This is a genomic window from Nonomuraea marmarensis, assembly GCF_043197025.1.
Lineage (GTDB): Bacteria > Actinomycetota > Actinomycetes > Streptosporangiales > Streptosporangiaceae > Nonomuraea > Nonomuraea marmarensis.
The window spans coordinates 16,961-32,591 of record NZ_JBICRM010000030.1; the positions used below are offsets into that span (position 1 = coordinate 16,961).

20 protein-coding genes are annotated in these 15,631 nt (G+C 68.9%); 10 read left to right on the forward strand and 10 right to left on the reverse strand.

The genetic code is table 11. The features are described 5' to 3' along the window. The first annotated feature begins 54 nt into the window (after nucleotides 1-54). The 3 genes from ACFLIM_RS36475 (at nucleotide 55) to ACFLIM_RS36485 (ending at nucleotide 2,325) form a co-directional block, all read left to right on the forward strand. A complete protein-coding gene (locus tag ACFLIM_RS36475) occupies nucleotides 55-333 on the forward strand; it encodes a hypothetical protein (RefSeq protein WP_393172937.1) in 279 nt (92 codons plus the stop codon). After that, nucleotides 324-719 (forward strand): type II toxin-antitoxin system VapC family toxin, encoded by a 396-nt coding sequence (locus ACFLIM_RS36480; RefSeq protein ID WP_393172938.1) that lies wholly within the window; start codon nucleotides 324-326, stop codon nucleotides 717-719. Before ACFLIM_RS36475 ends, ACFLIM_RS36480 begins: the two co-directional genes overlap by 10 nt. Before the next feature lie 274 nt (nucleotides 720-993). Then, nucleotides 994-2,325 (forward strand): hypothetical protein, encoded by a 1,332-nt coding sequence (locus ACFLIM_RS36485; protein ID WP_393172939.1) that lies wholly within the window; start codon nucleotides 994-996, stop codon nucleotides 2,323-2,325. Between the two features lie 177 nt (nucleotides 2,326-2,502). Here ACFLIM_RS36485 and ACFLIM_RS36490 read toward each other — a convergent pair whose 3' ends face one another. Genes ACFLIM_RS36490 through ACFLIM_RS36500 form a run of 3 tightly spaced genes read right to left on the reverse strand, consistent with a single transcriptional unit; the run spans nucleotide 2,503 to nucleotide 4,346 of the window. Further along, the gene (locus ACFLIM_RS36490) at nucleotides 2,503-3,603 is read right to left on the reverse strand and encodes a winged helix DNA-binding domain-containing protein (protein WP_393172940.1); all 1,101 of its coding nucleotides are present in this window, start codon (nucleotides 3,601-3,603) and stop codon (nucleotides 2,503-2,505) included. Next, nucleotides 3,600-3,725: a hypothetical protein gene (locus tag ACFLIM_RS36495; RefSeq protein WP_393172941.1), complete on the reverse strand. Its 126-nt coding sequence runs from the start codon at nucleotides 3,723-3,725 to the stop codon at nucleotides 3,600-3,602. Before ACFLIM_RS36495 ends, ACFLIM_RS36490 begins: the two co-directional genes overlap by 4 nt. Nucleotides 3,726-3,728: 3 nt before the next feature. Then, on the reverse strand, nucleotides 3,729-4,346 hold the full coding sequence (locus tag ACFLIM_RS36500; RefSeq protein WP_393172942.1) for a DinB family protein: 618 nt from the start codon (nucleotides 4,344-4,346) through the stop codon (nucleotides 3,729-3,731). 62 nt (nucleotides 4,347-4,408) lie between these two features. Between ACFLIM_RS36500 and ACFLIM_RS36505 the strand changes: the two genes are divergently transcribed. From ACFLIM_RS36505 to ACFLIM_RS36515, 3 genes are read left to right on the forward strand one after another with little or no spacing between them, the layout of a single operon-like run. Then, nucleotides 4,409-5,452, forward strand: coding sequence for a helix-turn-helix transcriptional regulator (locus ACFLIM_RS36505; protein ID WP_393172943.1), 1,044 nt, complete (start codon nucleotides 4,409-4,411; stop codon nucleotides 5,450-5,452). Nucleotides 5,453-5,506: 54 nt separating this feature from the next. Next, nucleotides 5,507-6,040, forward strand: coding sequence for a chloramphenicol phosphotransferase CPT (gene cpt / locus ACFLIM_RS36510; protein WP_393172944.1), 534 nt, complete (start codon nucleotides 5,507-5,509; stop codon nucleotides 6,038-6,040). Nucleotides 6,041-6,061: 21 nt separating this feature from the next. Continuing rightward, a complete protein-coding gene (locus ACFLIM_RS36515) occupies nucleotides 6,062-6,940 on the forward strand; it encodes an aminoglycoside phosphotransferase family protein (protein WP_393172945.1) in 879 nt (292 codons plus the stop codon). Nucleotides 6,941-7,041: 101 nt separating this feature from the next. Here the strand turns inward: ACFLIM_RS36515 and ACFLIM_RS36520 are convergent, their stop codons facing one another. The 5 genes from ACFLIM_RS36520 to ACFLIM_RS36540 form a co-directional block, all read right to left on the reverse strand. Beyond that, complete coding sequence (locus ACFLIM_RS36520) at nucleotides 7,042-7,413, reverse strand: VOC family protein (RefSeq protein ID WP_393172946.1); 372 nt, start codon at nucleotides 7,411-7,413, stop codon at nucleotides 7,042-7,044. A 14-nt stretch (nucleotides 7,414-7,427) separates the two neighbouring features. After that, the gene (locus tag ACFLIM_RS36525) at nucleotides 7,428-7,805 is read right to left on the reverse strand and encodes a VOC family protein (RefSeq protein ID WP_393172947.1); all 378 of its coding nucleotides are present in this window, start codon (nucleotides 7,803-7,805) and stop codon (nucleotides 7,428-7,430) included. Nucleotides 7,806-7,999: 194 nt separating this feature from the next. Next, complete coding sequence (locus tag ACFLIM_RS36530; protein ID WP_393172948.1) at nucleotides 8,000-9,127, reverse strand: S1 family peptidase; 1,128 nt, start codon at nucleotides 9,125-9,127, stop codon at nucleotides 8,000-8,002. Nucleotides 9,128-9,266: 139 nt separating this feature from the next. Further along, complete coding sequence (locus ACFLIM_RS36535) at nucleotides 9,267-10,409, reverse strand: MFS transporter (protein WP_393172949.1); 1,143 nt, start codon at nucleotides 10,407-10,409, stop codon at nucleotides 9,267-9,269. A gap of 204 nt (nucleotides 10,410-10,613) precedes the next feature. Beyond that, nucleotides 10,614-10,946 (reverse strand): winged helix-turn-helix transcriptional regulator, encoded by a 333-nt coding sequence (locus tag ACFLIM_RS36540; protein WP_393172950.1) that lies wholly within the window; start codon nucleotides 10,944-10,946, stop codon nucleotides 10,614-10,616. Nucleotides 10,947-11,029: 83 nt separating this feature from the next. Here ACFLIM_RS36540 and ACFLIM_RS36545 point away from each other — a divergent pair, with 83 nt between their 5' ends. Further along, a complete protein-coding gene (locus tag ACFLIM_RS36545; RefSeq protein WP_393172951.1) occupies nucleotides 11,030-11,602 on the forward strand; it encodes an NADPH-dependent FMN reductase in 573 nt (190 codons plus the stop codon). Between the two features lie 20 nt (nucleotides 11,603-11,622). Here the strand turns inward: ACFLIM_RS36545 and ACFLIM_RS36550 are convergent, their stop codons facing one another. Together ACFLIM_RS36550 and ACFLIM_RS36555 are read right to left on the reverse strand one after the other, a co-directional pair. After that, nucleotides 11,623-11,874: a hypothetical protein gene (locus ACFLIM_RS36550; protein WP_393172952.1), complete on the reverse strand. Its 252-nt coding sequence runs from the start codon at nucleotides 11,872-11,874 to the stop codon at nucleotides 11,623-11,625. Between the two features lie 109 nt (nucleotides 11,875-11,983). Then, nucleotides 11,984-12,493, reverse strand: coding sequence for a VOC family protein (locus ACFLIM_RS36555; RefSeq protein ID WP_393172953.1), 510 nt, complete (start codon nucleotides 12,491-12,493; stop codon nucleotides 11,984-11,986). A gap of 188 nt (nucleotides 12,494-12,681) precedes the next feature. Between ACFLIM_RS36555 and ACFLIM_RS36560 the strand changes: the two genes are divergently transcribed. From ACFLIM_RS36560 to ACFLIM_RS36570, 3 genes are read left to right on the forward strand one after another with little or no spacing between them, the layout of a single operon-like run. Continuing rightward, nucleotides 12,682-12,870, forward strand: coding sequence for a hypothetical protein (locus ACFLIM_RS36560; protein WP_043619667.1), 189 nt, complete (start codon nucleotides 12,682-12,684; stop codon nucleotides 12,868-12,870). Between the two features lie 29 nt (nucleotides 12,871-12,899). Next, a complete protein-coding gene (xylA, locus tag ACFLIM_RS36565) occupies nucleotides 12,900-14,045 on the forward strand; it encodes a xylose isomerase (protein WP_393172954.1) in 1,146 nt (381 codons plus the stop codon). Next, nucleotides 14,042-15,469, forward strand: coding sequence for a xylulokinase (locus ACFLIM_RS36570; protein ID WP_393172955.1), 1,428 nt, complete (start codon nucleotides 14,042-14,044; stop codon nucleotides 15,467-15,469). Before xylA ends, ACFLIM_RS36570 begins: the two co-directional genes overlap by 4 nt. Nucleotides 15,470-15,631 lie beyond the last annotated feature (162 nt).

The window sequence follows — 15,631 nt, forward strand, 5'->3', positions numbered from 1 at the left end:
CCGGTTGCCTCAGCGGCATGAACGGCGCTGAGCATTTGCATGTAAAATGAAGGCATGCCTAGGAACATGCAGATCCGCGATGTTCCCGACGACATCGCCGACGAAATCGCAGCGCGAGCCCGTGCGAAGGGGCAGTCCGCGCAGGCCTACATGCTGGGCCTTCTGGTGGCGGACGCGCACCGTTCCCGCAACATCGAACTCATCGCCCAGTTCGAGGGGCGTGACGACGGTATGCACAGCGCTCCGGGACAGACCGGGGAACTTGTTCGCCAGGCACGAAGCGAGCGGGAAGAGCAACTCGCTGAGACCACCGGAGACTGCCGGTGCTCGTGATCGACGCTTCTGTCATGATCAACGCTCTGGCTGACGACGGAGAAGCCGGCCAGGCCGCACGCAAGGCAATCATGACGGATCCTGCCTGGATCGCGCCTGGCCACATGCCGAGTGAAGTCGCCCACGTCATCACCCGCCTCGTCAGGCAAGAACTGATCACCCAAGCGCGTGGGCGGAGCGCCTTCGAAGCGCTGGCCCGGACCGAGATCGAGCTGGCAGACATCCGCCCTCTCCTACCTCGCATCTGGGAATTGCGCGGGAACATCAAGGCCTACGATGCCGCCTACGTCGCGCTGGCCGAGGCTGAAGCCTGCACCCTGGTAACCGGTGATGCGAAGCTCGCCAGCCTCCCGGTGGGCATCGGTTGCGACATTCGTTTGGTCTAGCGCCTCGAGCGAGGCGGCGTGGCGAAGGTCGGACGATCGCGGTGTCGGGGATGACCTTGATGGGGGTGGCCCCCGGCCCTGCCCCTCCGCGGGGGACAGGGCTCCCAGCGGTCGTCGGCATTTTCGCGATCGGCGTCCTGGGCCTGCCCGTGGGCCTTGGTTTCGCGGATGGGGTTCTTTGCGATAGGACTGGCGATCAAGGGTTGATCGGCCGGACTGGGTTGAGGGCGGGTGGGCTGTGGGAAAGGGAATCGCCCGATTAGAGATCGGGTTGATGGTGGCGGGACTGATCGCGATCGCAGTTCTTCGTCCGCACGGCCTGTGGGGTGACGGCGGGGGGCGCTACCTCAATCTCACCGAGTTGCTAACGACCGGCGAGGCGCCCGACGGAAAGTATTCGCTGATCGGTCCGTTGTTCTCAGCCCCGATGTGGCTGGTCGGTCAGTGGTGGAACGCTCGGGAGGCGTGGGTCGCGCACTACAACGGCGTTGTTTTCGCGCTGGGTCTGCTGGCGTTCTATTGGATGTTGCGCGACAGGATGCCTCGCGAGGTTCTGCGTACGTTCCTGCTGTTGCTGGTCTTCGCTTCGATGTTCGCCAAGCACCTCACCCTTTACTACGGTGAGGTGTTCACCGCTGTTCTGGTGGCAGTTGGCACCATCGCCGTGGTCACCGAGCATCGTGGTGGGTGGGTGGCGATCGTCGCGGGGGTGGCCAACACGCCAGCCTCCCTGGTCGGCTTGGGGTTTCTGGCCATCAGGCGAGCGTGGGACACCCGTCGGGCATGGTGTTTGCTGGCGGTCTTCGCGGCGGTCGCTGTCGTGATGGCCGAGGCGTGGATACGGCGCGGCAGCCCGCTTCTCACGGGTTACGAGAACGGAAACCGGGGCCACCGCACGATCATGCCGTATTCGGGACTGGCCGGCTTCAGCTATCCGCTGATCTTCGGGCTGCTGTCCCTCCTTCTGTCCTTCGGCAAGGGACTCGTCTTCTTCGCGCCTTCCTTCTTCTTGCCGGTCCGGGAGAGACTGAAGGACCTGCGAACCAGTGCCGACCTGGGCGCGCTCTACGGCATGTGGATGGCTTTCACCGTGGGGTTGCTCCTGCTCTACGCCAATTACTGGGCCTGGACCGGGGCGCACTTCTGGGGGCCGCGGTATCTCCTGTTCGCATCCCTTCCAGCCTGCCTGGTGCTGGCGGTGCGCATGCACCGTCCCTACGACGCCCTCCTCCCTAATGTGCTGACCTTGGCGGCTCTCGGGCTGTCGGTCTGGGTGGGGGTGAGTGGAGCCGTGTTCGGTGACAGCGCCGCCACGTCGGCCGGTTGTCTGGTCGAGGGGCCGAAGTACGAGGCACCGCTGTGCTACTACACCCCGGAGTTCAGCGCACTGTGGTACCCGTTCGTCGAGCCGCCACCCCTGGATGCGGCCCAGGTGGCCTACCTGATCTTCGGGCTGACCGCCGGTGCGTATTTGCTGGCACGCCCAGCACTCGTCGTGTTCCGCCAGTTGTACGACCGAATGACCCCTAGCGCAGGTGACGACGCCGCAGGCGACACGGGTCACCCCGCTGGATCCATATCTCTCGGTCCAAGACGTCGACGGTGATCGTGGGGCTCAACGGGCTGCGACTGCTGGCGTAGGTCGATCGGACCGCGTATCCGCGGTTCAAGCGGGTGGTGTCGGCGAGGGAGCCGGCGGAGGCGTTCAGCCTGACGGCGAACGAGCTGGGATGGGCGCGCTATTCGGTTCCCACCCCGGGGGAAGGACCTCGCGGTGTGCCGTTCAACGAGGAGACGCGGCAACCCGTACGCGGTGGCTCTCGTTGTCGGAGAGGAACGCCGCCAGTGCCCGCCCCTGCTCGGCGACGGTGGTGCGGTCGGCTCGGGAGAAGCGGCGCAGCGGGGTGACGATCACGGTGCCTGCCTCAACGTTCCAGGTCGCGGCGACCCGGCCGTCGACCAGCACCACGCGCGCGCCGGCGACCGACAGGCCGCGGTGGGCGTCGTCGATGATGCGGCTGCGGTCGTGGTAGCCGAGGATCGCGTTGTCGAACGCCGGCAGGAACCGCACCGGGGCGGGTGTGCCGGGGTCGGGGCGCGGCGCGTCGGGGAGGTCGAACAGCTCGCGGCCGCGTTCGTCGCGGAAGGTGACCAGCTCCTCGCGTATCGCGGTCACAGCGGCTGGCAATCCGGCCAGGCCACACCAGGCGCGCAGGTCGGCCGCGGCGGCGGGGCCGAACGCGGCTAGATAGCGCCGTACCAGCGCCTGGCCGACCGGATCGGCGCCCTCCGGGGCCGGCGGGTCGATCTCGCGACCCAGCCACGAGGAGAGCAGCACGTTGCGCACTCCTGCCCTCGTGCGCCACAGCCCGCGCGGTGGCAGCTGCGCCACCGGGACGAAGGCGGCGATCAGCATTTCACCCAGTGCCCGCGGTCCCGGCGCCGGCCAGCGCTGAGCGAGCGCCCGCCCGAGCTCGGTCATCGAGCGGGGCTTGCCGTCGGCCATCACCGCCCGGCCCGCCGCCGCGAGCTCGTCGAGAGCCACCCCGTCGAGCTCGCGGCGGTAGGTCCCGAGTACTCGCTGGCGCAGCATGGTGTCGTGGCGGGCCCGCCAGGCCAGGGCGTCCTCGGCGGTGAGGAGGTGAACGGTGCGGCGCATGAGGTGGGTCCGCACCACGCGCCGCCCGGTCAGCAGGTCAGAGAGCACCGCCGCGTCGAACGCGCGCAGCCGCGACCAGAGCCCGACGAACGGTTCCTGCGGTTCCTGCGCCTGCAGGCCGCCGAGATGCGCGACGGCGTCGAGGACCGGCACGTCGGCGCGATCGAGCAGCAACTGCCGGGCCAGCGTCGCGCGGTTGAGCGCCCGGGTGTCCAGAACGGTCATCGGGTCACGCCGCGGCACGCTCGTCGGCGTAGTGCCGTGCGGGTGATGGCCGGCGGGGCGTAGGACACGTCGAGCGGGCCGAGGTCGGTTCCGGGCGCCACGATCTGGTCGAGATCCGTCACCGCTCAGGTTGATTTCTGCCCGTCGAGCGTCTCGCGCAGGATGTCCGCGTGCCCGGCGTGCTGGGTGGTCTCGGCGATGACGTGCAGCAGCACTCGGCGCACGCTGCGCACCGCTCCCGGCTCGTGCCAGGGCGCCTCCGGCAATGGGTGCGTCGCCGACAGGTCGGGGAGGGCGGCGATGACCTCCTCGCTCCGGGCAGCGACCTGCTCGTAGCGCTCGACGACCCCGGCCAGCGTCTCACCGGGCAGCATCCGGAAGTCGTTCTGGTGGTCGATCGCCCACTGCGGGAACTCGCGTGCGGTACCGGCCATGAAGTCGGCCCAGGTGACACCCTCGGGCAGGTCGTAGTGCATCGCCGGCGGGCCCTCGACCACGAACCGCATCCACCCTTCCTCCATGGACGCCACGTGCTTGATCAGACCGCCCAGGCACAGCGCGCTGACCGTCGGGCGCTCGCCGACCTGCTCGTCGGCCAGCCCGCGCGTGGTGTTGGTCAGGGCCGATCGCGCGGTCGCGAGCTCGGCGAGCAGGTCGGCCCGCTCGGCGTCGAGAGTGGAGGGGGGCGTGGTGGTGGCGGTCACGGCGTTCGGGCCCTTCGGGTTGTTGTCGTTGACTGGCATGTGACAACAGTCGCAGGAGAAGCGGACAGGGACTGGCCGCTTCTCAGGGCAATATGGGGATCATGCCGAAGACTTCAGCGCGACTGCTGGCGTTGCTCTCGCTGCTCCAGGCGCGCCGGGACTGGCCGGGGGCGCTGCTGGCCGAGCGGCTGGACATCAGCCCGCGCACCGTGCGCCGTGATGTCGACCGCCTGCGCGAGCTCGGCTATCCCATAGTGGCCGTCAAAGGGCCCGACGGTGGGTACCGGCTCGACGCCGGCACGGAACTGCCCCCGTTGCTGTTCGACGACGACCAGGCCGTCGCCCTCGCCATCGCACTCCAGATCGCCACCACCACCGGTGCCGGCATCGAGGAAGCTGCGGCGCGCGCGCTGAACACCGTCCGACAGGTCATGCCCGCACGGCTGCGCCGCCGCATCGACACCCTCCAGGTCACCGCCGTCGAGCGGTCCGCGACCCGACCGAACCCACAGGTCGACAGCAGCGTGCTCATGACGCTCAGCACCGCTGTCCACGTCCGCGAAGTGCTGCGCTTCGACTACACCCCCGCATCCCCACCGGGAGCCGGCGACGACGACCCCGCCGCGACTCCACCGCGCCGGGTGCAGCCCCACCACCTCGTCACCTGGGGCGGGCGCTGGTACCTCGTCGCCTGGGACCTCGACCGCGACGACTGGCGCACCTTTCGCGCCGACCGGATCACCCCGCGCACCCCCACGGGGCCCCGCTTCACCCCGCGTGAACTGCCCGGAGGGAACGTGGCCGCCTTCGTGACCAGCAAGTTCCAAGGCTCCGTCGGCTGGCCCTGCCGCGGCGAGGTGATCCTCGATCTCCCCGCCGCCGTCGTGTCCTGCTACACCCGCGATGGAGTCGTCGAGGAACTCGGCCCGGACCGCTGCCGGCTCGTCCTGGGCTCGTGGTCATGGCCCGGCCTGGCCGCCACCATCGGCAGGTTCGACGCCGACATCGAGGTCATCGGGCCGACCGAACTCAAAGCCGCCTTCGCGCACCTGGCCCGCCGCTACGCCAACGCAGCGACCGACGGACCCACCACACTCACCACGCCACCCTCAAGCCGCTTCGGCGGGTTGCCGCGGGCAGAGTAGCGTCCGCCGGAAAATCCGTTCCGATCATTGCCGCGGTGCCTCTACTGTGGCGCGGTGGTGACTCAGGTGATTGTTCTCAATGGTGGCTCCAGTTCGGGGAAGTCCGGGATCGCCCGGTGTCTGCAGGCGGTCTTGCCGGAGCCTTGGCTGGCCTTCGGCGTTGACACACTGATCGAGGCGATGCCCTCGTCAATGCGGACATCGGATGCCGGAATCGTGTTCGCTGCGGATGGCGAAGTTATCGTAGGGCCGGAGTTCCGGACGCTGGACACCGCGTGGATCGAGGGGGTCGCCGCGATGGCGCGTGCTGGCGCTCGAATCATCGTCGATGAGGTCTTTCTCGGTGGAGCGGCGTCCCAGCAGCGGTGGCAGAAGGCTCTTGGCGGACTGCAGGTGCTGTGGGTGGGCGTCAGGTGCGAGAGCGCGATAGCCACAGGTCGGGAGGTCGCGCGAGGTGATCGGGTCACCGGGATGGCCGTGTCGCAGGCGGATGTGGTTCACCAGGGCGTGTTCTATGACCTGGAGGTGGACACGACGCATCGCGAGTCGATGGAGTGCGCGCGGACCATCGCCGATCATGTCACTTGATCGACAGCGTAACTTGGTCTCATGATCGACATCACCGCTGATCTCGTACGCAGCTTGGTCTCCGAGCAGTTTCGTCAGTGGAGCGACCTGCCGGTTAAGTCCGTTGCCCGGCAAGGGTGGGACAATCGGACCTTCAGGCTTGGCGATCAGTTGGCCGTACGCCTGCCCAGCGCCGAAGGCTACGTAGCCGGCATCGAGAAGGAAGACCGTTGTCTGCCTGTCCTGGCCAAGGATCTGCCGTTGCCCGTACCGGCGCCGGTGGCGACCGGACGCCCGGCGGCGGGTTACCCGTTTCCCTGGTCGGTACGACGCTGGCTCCCCGGAGACACTGTCGAAAGCGCCATGGACGTCGATCGGACCGAGCTGGCGCGCGATCTTGGGAGCTTTCTGACCGCGCTCCGGGAAGTTCCCCCGCTGCAAGGGATGGCAGCCGGGCGTCATTCCCATTTCCGAGGCTGTCACCCCAGCGTCTACAGCGACCAGGTCGAGTGCGCCCTCGACAAGCTGGGGGATGTCGTCGATGTCGCCGCCTGCGAGGCCGTCTGGGCCAGCGCGCTGACTTCGGCCTGGCCGTTCCCGTCGACGTGGTTCCATGGTGACGTCGCCGCCGGCAACCTGCTCGCCACAGGTGGAAAGCTGTCCGCGGTCATCGACTTCGGCACCTGCGGCATCGGCGACCCCGCCTGTGACCTCGTCATGGCCTGGACCTACTTCGTCGGCGACGAGCGGAAGGTCTTCCGGGAGGCCGTCGGCCTTTCCGATGACACCTGGCGACGAGCACGCGGGTGGGCGCTGTGGAAAGCCCTCGTGACCATGGCCGACCTGTCCAGCCCCGACCCCGAGAGCTTCCAGAACCGCGTCCTCGTTCAGGTCCTCGAGGACCCGGTCGCCCTCGGCTAACCTGGTGTTGACCAGCGTCGGCGTGGCGGGGAACAGTAGCGCGCAGGCGCGCGGGCCGGCCCGAAGGGCCCTTCCCACGAACGCGGGAAGGGCCCTTTCGCCTACTGCTCCTGCAGGACCGACAAGACGTTTCCCGCCGGGTCCGTGAACCAGGCGATCGGCGGGCCTTCCTCGCGGAAGACGCCTTTCTCGTCCGTCTTGAGGCTGTCGTACCGCTCGAAACGCACCCCCCGCGCCGCCAGCTCGTCCACCGCCTTGTCGATGTCGTCCACGGGGAAGTTGAGAATCGTGAACGTGGCCGGCGTGTGGTTCTCCTTCGGGTAGACCAGGATGTCGTTGCCGCCCGCTATGTGCAGCGTCAACATCCCGTGGTCCTCGGAGATCCGAAGTCCGAGGGTCTCGCCGTAGAACCGCTTCGCGGCCGCGATGTCGTTCACCGAGAAACCGCTGAATGCCTTTGTCTGGCTGAACATGATCGCCTCTCCGGTCACATGGCCGCTCGATGCGCCTCGCTGAGCTGGATGATCTGTACGTAGTTGCCGTCCGGGTCGATCGCGGTCGCGAACAGGCTGCCGTCACGGTCTTCGAGCTGGGCCAGCCACGAAACACCCGCGTTCTCCATGCGGGTCGCGATGGCGCGGGCGTCGGCCACGTCGAAGTTCAGTATCACCCTGCCGGGCTCGGGATTCTTGTCGGCCACGTCCGCCCGCGTGTCGATGAGCAGGTGGAAGTCGCCGAACTTGAGCACCCGGTACTCGTTGACGTCGGTGTTCTCCTCGGGATCGAGGGCGGCGGCGTACCAGGTACGCAGCCGTTCCGGGTCGGTGCTGGACAGCAGCAGGCTGCCCAGGATGGGTCGCTTCATCGCGAACTCCTCTGTCGTTCACGTGCTTTCAGAACGACAGACTCGACACAAGCGGAAAACTCATCGCCACGCGGAAAAATCAGGCGCCGCGGCCGATGACGGTGTCGAGGGCGGCACCGGCCGCCTGGAGCCGGGCGATCGCGGTGAAAGCCGCGCAGCGTGCCCGGCCGGTGGACACGCTGCGCGGGTTTGGGTCAGCCGGTACGGAGCGCGAGCCCGTAAACGCTCAAGATCTCGTTGACCGGCTGGTGGTACGTCGTGCCGCCGACGCTGCAGTTGCCCGAGCCGCCGGACGTCACACCCTGGGCCTGGTTGCCCGAGATGAACGAGCCGCCGGAGTCGCCCGGCTCGGCGCACGCGCTGGTGCGGGTCAGGCCGGAGACGGTGCCCTGCGGGTACGTGACGCTGGCGTTGTGCTGCTGGATGAGGCCGCAGCGCCAGCCGGTGGTCGAGCCGGAGCGGCAGATGGACGAGCCGACCCCGGCCTGGGTGGAGCCGCGGACGATCACGGTCGAGCCGCCCGAGCCGCGTACCCACGGCTGTGCGGTGTTGCCCGGGGCGGCGACCCAGGCGTAGTCGTTGCCGGGGAAGGACGAGCCCTGGAAGGTGCCCGTCGGGTTGGTGGTCCTGGAGCCGGCCCGGCCGCAGTGCCCGGCGGTGACGAAGCCGGGCGTGCTGCCCCTGGTGATGGAGAAGCCGACGCTGCAGCGGCTGGAGCCGATGTAGTAGGGGGCGCCGCCGACGATGTCGATGAACGTCATCGGCCGCTCGGCGGTCGCCGACACGGTGACCGCGCTCTTGTCCACGCCCGCGGCCGTGGCGAGGGCCTCGGCGGCCTCCACCGTGGGCGCCTGGACGGCGACGGTGTTCGACTTGACGTCCACGTACCAGAGGGCCGCCGCGGCCCTGGCCTGCTTCGGGGCCTGGTCGAGCTGCTGCATGACCGAGTTGAGCTGGGCCATCGAACGCGGGACGACCACGGGCTGCGCGCCCTGCGACTCGATGGTGGCGGTGGTGCCGGGGTCGGTGGTGGCGACCAGGAGCTTGGAGGCGTCGTCGTTCAGCCAGGCGCCGCCGAACGAGGCTCCTAACGAGGTGGTCAGGTTCGACTCGACGGCCGCCGCGCGTTCCTCGTTGGAGAGCCGGGTGACGACCTGCGCCTCGGAGAGGCCGAGGTCGCGTTCGAGCGCGTCGATCACCTGCGGGGGAGCCGTGGGGGCGGCCGCTTGAGGAGCCGGATCAGCTGCTGCGGGGCTCAGAGGGGTGGCCAGGCAGGCGGCCAGGATGACGGCACCTGCCACCGCCGAGCGTTTACTCAACATGTGCACTCCTCGTATGGGGGTGCTGTCAAGTTAACGGTTTGTGCGAATCCTGCTTAGATACCAAAGAACCCCTACTTCGGTGTTATGGCGCCGGTACGGCGGTGCCGGCCACGCCGTTGAGCGCGGCCGGCGTGTCCCGCTACTGACCTCTTGTCTTGGGGGCCGCCAGGACGGCGATGGCCACGTACGGCAGGACCAGGAGGGCGAACGTCATGCCGTGTGACAGGTGAGACGAGGCCGCCCCATAGGTGACATAGACCGCGAGCGTGACCAGGTTGACGCCCAGGCCGGCGACGGACGTCACGGTGGCCCGCGCCGCGCCGGTGATCCGCTCCTGGAGCCGCACGTCGGCCACCACCCCGGTCAGCTGGAACGCCCCGAAGGCCACGGCGATCAGCAGGAACCCGGCCGGGTGGCCGCTGATCGCCCCCGCGGCCATGGCCAGTGCCGCCAGCCCGATCGTCAGGGCGTACCAGCGGGCGGGCAGGCGTTGCGCGGCCCCTGACAGCAGGCCGCCCGCCGTGGCGCCGATCCATACCACGAGGATCAGCAAGGGGATCGCCGTCTTGGCCACCCCTGTCTCGGCCCCCAGGAAAGGGACGTACTCCTCCAACGCTCCCCAGATCGCCGTCACGAAGGAGACCAGCAGCAGCGCGTTCAGCACTCCGCGATCCGTGCGCGCCTCCCTGATTCCCGCCTTCAGGATCGCCAGGTAACCACCGTCCGTGCCGCCGCGCGTCCTGTGCTCGGGCAGCGCCAGCGCCGTGGCCGCGCACAGAACGCAGGCCAGTACGCTGGCCGCCCCGATGGCGAGGTAGCCGCCTGCCGCGAAGACGGGCACGGCCAGGCCGATCGCCGCCGCGTTGGCGACGAGGCCGACGGAGGTGGCCCGGCCCATGACCGTGGCGTAGCGGCCCTGCTCGCCGCGCCGCTCCAGCTCCTCGTAGGCGAGGGCCTCGTACGCGCCGGAGACCAGCGCCCCCTCGGCGCCCCAGAGCACGAAACCCAACGCGAACGCCCAGTAGGACGGGAAGGTCAGCCACAGCGCGTAGCCCAGGCCGGCCAGGAGCGGGCCCAGGCAGAGGATCAGGCGTCTGGACACCGCGTCGGCCCAGGCGCCCGACGGCACCTCCAGCACCATGCCCGTCACCGACCAGATGACGAACAGGGAAGAGGTCTCCGCGACCGATAATCCGGTGTCGATGAACAGCAGCGTGTAGACCGGATAGAGCAGGATGAATTCGCCGAGGAACGTGTAGACATACAGCGTCACGACCAGCATGTGAGGCCTTCCAGGGGGACGAGTAGGGGACTCCGAGTGCTGGTCGCCTCGGAGGCCCGCGCGTCCCGCGCCGGCCCCTGGTTATGGATCAATGTCGCCAGGTCATGCCGAGAAGTCTAACGATCCCGGGCTGCGTACTCTCCAGGTTTTCCACGCGCCGATCGCCCTGGCCAGGTCGCGGACGAGCCCGCCGCCACGAGTGAGCTAGGCGGACTTGGCCTCCGGCAGCGGGATCCACTTGTGCGCCCACGTCACCAGCTCGTCCAGCACCGGGCGCAGCTCCTTGCCCATCTCGGTCAGGTGGTATTCGACCCGCACCGGCGACGTGGCCAGCACGCGGCGCTCGATGAGCCCGGCGTCCTCCAGCTCGCGCAGGCGCCGGGCCAACATCGTGTCGTTGATGCCGGGAATGGCCGCCTTGAGGTCGGCGTAACGGTGGGCGCCCTTGAAGATCATGTGGATCACCGCTCCCGACCAGCGGGCGCCGATCAGCTCCAGGGCGGTGTGGAAGCGGACGCAGACGGAGGTGAGGCTCACGGGTCCGATCCTAGCATTTGCTAAGGAATGTTTAGTTACTCAATAATGTTGAGCAGCTACCTCACGAGCATCTAGGAGCAGTCATGGACAAGCCCGTTCTGCAGATCATCGTCGCCAGCACCCGTCCGGGTCGCGCGGGGCCTACCGTGGCCGACTGGTTCCACGGCAGGGCCGTGGAGGCGGGCGGCTTCCAGGTGGAGCTGATCGATCTGGCCGAGGTCGGGCTGCCGTTCCTCGACGAGCCCAACCACCCCAGGCTCAAGCAGTACGTGAACGCCCACACCAAGGAGTGGAGCACCACCATTGACCGGGGCGACGCGTACGTGTTCGTGACCCCCGAGTACAACCACAGCTTCAACGCCGTGCTGAAGAACGCCCTTGACTACCTGCACCAGGAGTGGCAGCACAAGGCGGCCGGCTTCGTCAGTTACGGCGGGGTCTCCGGCGGCACCCGCGCCACGCACAGCCTGCGCCAGGTCACCAGCACGCTGAAGATGATCCCGGTGCTGGAGGCGGTGAACATCCCGTTCTACGCGCAGTTCATCGGCGAGGACGGCACCCTGCAGCCCAACGACGTGATGAACTCCGCCGCCGACGCCATGCTCGCCGAACTGGCCAAACTCACCGGCGCGCTGCGTCCCCTGCGGGTCGCCTGAGTTGCGCTGCCGGACCCGGGCTAGCCGCTCTGACCGGGCCGGTCGTCGTCATCGTCGAGCGCGTGCATGACACGCTCGAACGCGTCGCTGACCGGGCGCAGCGCCTGCGAGAACGCGTTGACGAGCGGACCGAAGATCTCGGTCACCTCGGACATGAAATCGGGACTCTTGTGCTCGGGAGGCGCCCACCGCATGGCGTCGGCGCTCAGCGTCTCCCACTCGTCGACCACGCCGTCGATGGCGTCGAGCACGTGATCAGGATCGCTTGGCATGACCGTTCTCCGTGAAAGCTCTCCGTGGTGGTTTCCGTGGAAGCTTCTGCGTTTACAGCTTTTGCGTTGAAAGTCTCCGTGGAATAAAGAGCTACTGCCCACGGTACCTTCAGGCCGGGATCGACACGCCGACGCCGCCCCTGGTCTGGGCGCCGTACCTCTCCTTGTCGGCGGTCAGGTCGAGCGGGCGGATGCTGGACCGCGCGGCGAGGACCTCGTCGGTGAGCAGCGAGGCCGGCACCAGCCACGACACCTCGAACTCCAGCCCGTCGGGGTCCTTCGCGTACAGCGCCTTGGTCGTGCCGTGGTCGGAGGCGCCGACCAGCGCGCCGAGCTCGGTCAGCTTGGCCGCGACGCGCTCCAGCTCGTCCAGGGTGTCGACCTCCCACGCCAGGTGGTAAAGGCCGACGGAGGTGCGCCCGGCCGGCGAGGGAGCCGCGTTCGCGCCGATCTCGAACAGGCCCAGGTCGTGGTCGTTCGACGAGCCGGGAGCCTGCAGGAAGGCGGCGCCCCGCATGCCCATGACGACGTCGAAACCGAGGGCCTCGCGGTAAAAGGTGACGCTGCGCTCCACATCACGGACGTAAAGGACCGCGTGGTTGAGCCGCTGGACGGGCATGGCGTCCCCTTTCGACGGAGTCCCAGCTCAAGTATATGAGGGTTCAACTAATTTGCGGGGTTCGATCCGCTGACGCCTGAGCGGGTACGTCGATTTGCCCGGCGGTCAGGAACACGCTGGAGGGGTAGCGCGAAAACTGTCGGGCCGAGGCCGTAGCGTTCTCCGGGTACCCGAACAAGGAGATGCCGATGCACGACACCGAAGAGGCGCTGTTCAGGGCGGTCCACGGGATCGCGGGCCGGTTCGCGGGCCAGCCTGTGCCGGTGGTGATGGACGCGTTGCTGCGCCACCTGCCCAAGGCTCCCGGCCTCGAGGTGGCGGAGATCCGCAAGATCGCCGAGGAGATCAGCGTCGGGCGCGATCCCTCGGGCTTGTGAACAACTGATCACCAGGGGAGCATCAAGATATGTACGAGCCAACCCCTGACGATCGATTCACCTTCGGTCTGTGGACGGTCGGCTGGCAGGCGCGCGATCCTTTCGGGGACGCCGCTCGGGCGCCACTCGACCCCGTGGAGAGCGTGCATCGGCTGGCCGAGCTGGGGGCCTACGGCGTCACTTTCCACGACGACGACCTGCTGGCGGTCGAACCAGATCGCGACCGGGCCATCGCGGCGTTCAGGAAAGCGCTTGCCGAGACCGGGCTGAAAGTGCCCATGGCCACCACGAACCTGTTCACCCACCCCGTCTTCCGCGACGGGGCCTTCACCAGCAACGACCGTGACGTGCGGCGATACGCGCTGCGCAAGGTCATGCGCAACCTCGACCTGGCCGCCTCGCTGGGCGCCGGCACCTACGTGTGCTGGGGCGGCAGGGAGGGGGCCGAGTCCGACGCGGCCAAGGACGTCCGCTCGGCGCTCGGGCGCTACAAGGAGGCCATCGACCTGCTCTGCGGCTACGTGCGCGAGCGCGACTACGACATCCGCTTCGCCATCGAGCCCAAGCCCAACGAGCCCCGTGGTGACATCCTGCTGCCCACGATCGGGCACGCGCTGGCCTTCATCGGCGAGCTGGAACATCCGGAAATGGTGGGACTCAACCCCGAGGTGGGCCACGAGCAGATGGCCGGGCTCAACTTCGTGCACGGCATCGCGCAGGCGTTGTGGCACGGCAAGTTGTTCCACATCGACCTCAACGGGCAGCACGGGCCCCGGTTCGACCAGGACCTGGTGTTCGGGCACGGCGACGTGCTGAGCGCCTTCTTCCTGGTGGACCTGCTGGAGCACGGCGGTTACGACGGGCCGCGGCACTTCGACTACAAGCCGTCGCGCACGGAGGACCCCGCCGATGTGTGGGTGTCCGCCGCCGCTAATATGCGGACATACCTGATTCTTCGCGATAAAGCACGAAATTTCCGGGCTGATCCGGAGGTTCGGGAGGCGCTGCGTGCCTCCCGCGTCGACGAGCTCGGCCTGCCCACGCTCAACCGCGGCGAGACCCTGGCCGACCTCGCCGGAGACGACTTCGATCCTGAGGTGGCGGCCCGGCGCGGCTACCACTTCACCCATCTCAACCAGCTGGCGCTGGAGCACGTGTTAGGAGTTCGTGGGTGACGCTGGTCGCTGGGGTCGATTCCTCGACGCAGAGTTGCAAGGTCGTCATTCGGGACGCGGAGACGGGCGCGCTGGTGCGCCAGGGCCGGGCCGCGCATCCCGACGGCACGGAGGTGCACCCGTCGCACTGGTGGGCCGCGTTTCTGCGAGCCCTCGAAGAGGCCGGCGGCCTGGACGACGTGGCGGTCATCAGCGTGGCCGGCCAGCAACACGGCATGGTCTGCCTGGACGAGGCCGGAAACGTCGTACGCGAGGCCCTGCTCTGGAACGACACCCGCTCCGCCCAGGCCGCACTCGACCTGACAGCGGAGCTGGGCGGGCCGCAGGCGTGGGCCGACGCGGTGGGCCTGGTGCCCGTGGCGTCGTTCACGGTGACGAAGTTGCGCTGGCTGGCCGAGCACGAGCCGGAGAACGCCCGGCGCACGGCGGCGGTGTGCCTGCCCCACGACTGGCTCACGTGGCGCCTGGCGGGCGCGCTGGGTTCGGGATCCCCGGATGCGTCGTCCTGGGTAGACGCGCCGCTGCCACCGCTCGACCACCTCACCACGGACCGGGGCGACGCCTCGGGCACGGGCTACTGGTCCCCGGCGACGGGCGCCTATCGCACGGACATCCTCAAGGCCGCGTTCGGGTCGGTCCCGCTGCTGCCCCGGGTGCTGGGACCGGCGGACGAGGTCGGCGCCGCCACCGGGGGTGCCGGGCGGGTGCTGATCGCGCCGGGGACGGGCGACAACATGGCCGCCGCGCTCGGCGTGGGCGCGCGGCCGGGTGACGTCGTGGTTTCGCTGGGCACGTCCGGCACCGTGTTCGCGGTCACCGAGTCGCCCAGCACCGACCCCACGGGCGCGGTCGCCGGTTTCGCCGACGCCACGGGGCGCTTCCTGCCGCTGGTGGCCACGCTCAACGCCGCCAGGGTCATGGACGCCGCCGCCCGCATCGCCGGGGTCGGACTCGACGAGCTGAGCGACCTCGCGCTCCAGGCGCCGCCGGGTGCGGACGGGCTGACGCTGGTGCCGTACCTGGAGGGCGAGCGCACTCCCAACCGGCCCACCGCGACGGGCTCGATCCACGGGCTCACGCTGGCCACCTCGACCCCGGCCCACCTGGCCCGGGCGGCCATCGAAGGCATGCTGTGCGGCCTCGCCGATGGCCTGGACGCGATGGGGACGCGACCGGAACGGGTGCTGCTGATCGGCGGCGCGGCCCGCTCGGAGGCGGTCCGCCGCATCGCTCCCACGATCTTCGGCGTCCCGATCACGGTGCCACCCCCGGCCGAATACGTCGCCAACGGCGCCGCCCACCAGGCCGCCACCCTCCTCACGACACCGGACTGGCGCTCGGAGGACACGAAGACGTACGAGGGCGAGGCCCTCCCCGAAATCCGCACCCGCTACGCCCGGGCCACGACACACATACTCGACTGACACGTCCCTCGCCCTGAAACCGGCTTCAGGGCGGGTCGGCGTGCGGCGGGGCGCGGGTGGTGCCTGACTCGTGCGAAGTGGTCGGTGCCCGGGCGCCGTTACGGCGGGGTGGCGGTGATGTCGGTAAGTGTCTCCCTGGAATGCGGGTCACGCGCGTCGGTG

Coding starts and splice junctions, on each gene's coding strand:
- ACFLIM_RS36475 (WP_393172937.1), top strand. CDS start 55: ATGCCTAGGAACATGCAGATCCGCGATGTTCCCGACGACATCGCCGAC.
- ACFLIM_RS36485 (WP_393172939.1), top strand. CDS start 994: ATGGTGGCGGGACTGATCGCGATCGCAGTTCTTCGTCCGCACGGCCTG.
- ACFLIM_RS36490 (WP_393172940.1), bottom strand. CDS start 3,603: ATGACCGTTCTGGACACCCGGGCGCTCAACCGCGCGACGCTGGCCCGG.
- ACFLIM_RS36500 (WP_393172942.1), bottom strand. CDS start 4,346: ATGCCAGTCAACGACAACAACCCGAAGGGCCCGAACGCCGTGACCGCC.
- ACFLIM_RS36505 (WP_393172943.1), top strand. CDS start 4,409: ATGCCGAAGACTTCAGCGCGACTGCTGGCGTTGCTCTCGCTGCTCCAG.
- ACFLIM_RS36515 (WP_393172945.1), top strand. CDS start 6,062: ATGATCGACATCACCGCTGATCTCGTACGCAGCTTGGTCTCCGAGCAG.
- ACFLIM_RS36520 (WP_393172946.1), bottom strand. CDS start 7,413: ATGTTCAGCCAGACAAAGGCATTCAGCGGTTTCTCGGTGAACGACATC.
- ACFLIM_RS36525 (WP_393172947.1), bottom strand. CDS start 7,805: ATGAAGCGACCCATCCTGGGCAGCCTGCTGCTGTCCAGCACCGACCCG.
- ACFLIM_RS36530 (WP_393172948.1), bottom strand. CDS start 9,127: ATGTTGAGTAAACGCTCGGCGGTGGCAGGTGCCGTCATCCTGGCCGCC.
- ACFLIM_RS36535 (WP_393172949.1), bottom strand. CDS start 10,409: ATGCTGGTCGTGACGCTGTATGTCTACACGTTCCTCGGCGAATTCATC.
- ACFLIM_RS36545 (WP_393172951.1), top strand. CDS start 11,030: ATGGACAAGCCCGTTCTGCAGATCATCGTCGCCAGCACCCGTCCGGGT.
- ACFLIM_RS36550 (WP_393172952.1), bottom strand. CDS start 11,874: ATGCCAAGCGATCCTGATCACGTGCTCGACGCCATCGACGGCGTGGTC.
- ACFLIM_RS36555 (WP_393172953.1), bottom strand. CDS start 12,493: ATGCCCGTCCAGCGGCTCAACCACGCGGTCCTTTACGTCCGTGATGTG.
- ACFLIM_RS36560 (WP_043619667.1), top strand. CDS start 12,682: ATGCACGACACCGAAGAGGCGCTGTTCAGGGCGGTCCACGGGATCGCG.
- xylA (WP_393172954.1), top strand. CDS start 12,900: ATGTACGAGCCAACCCCTGACGATCGATTCACCTTCGGTCTGTGGACG.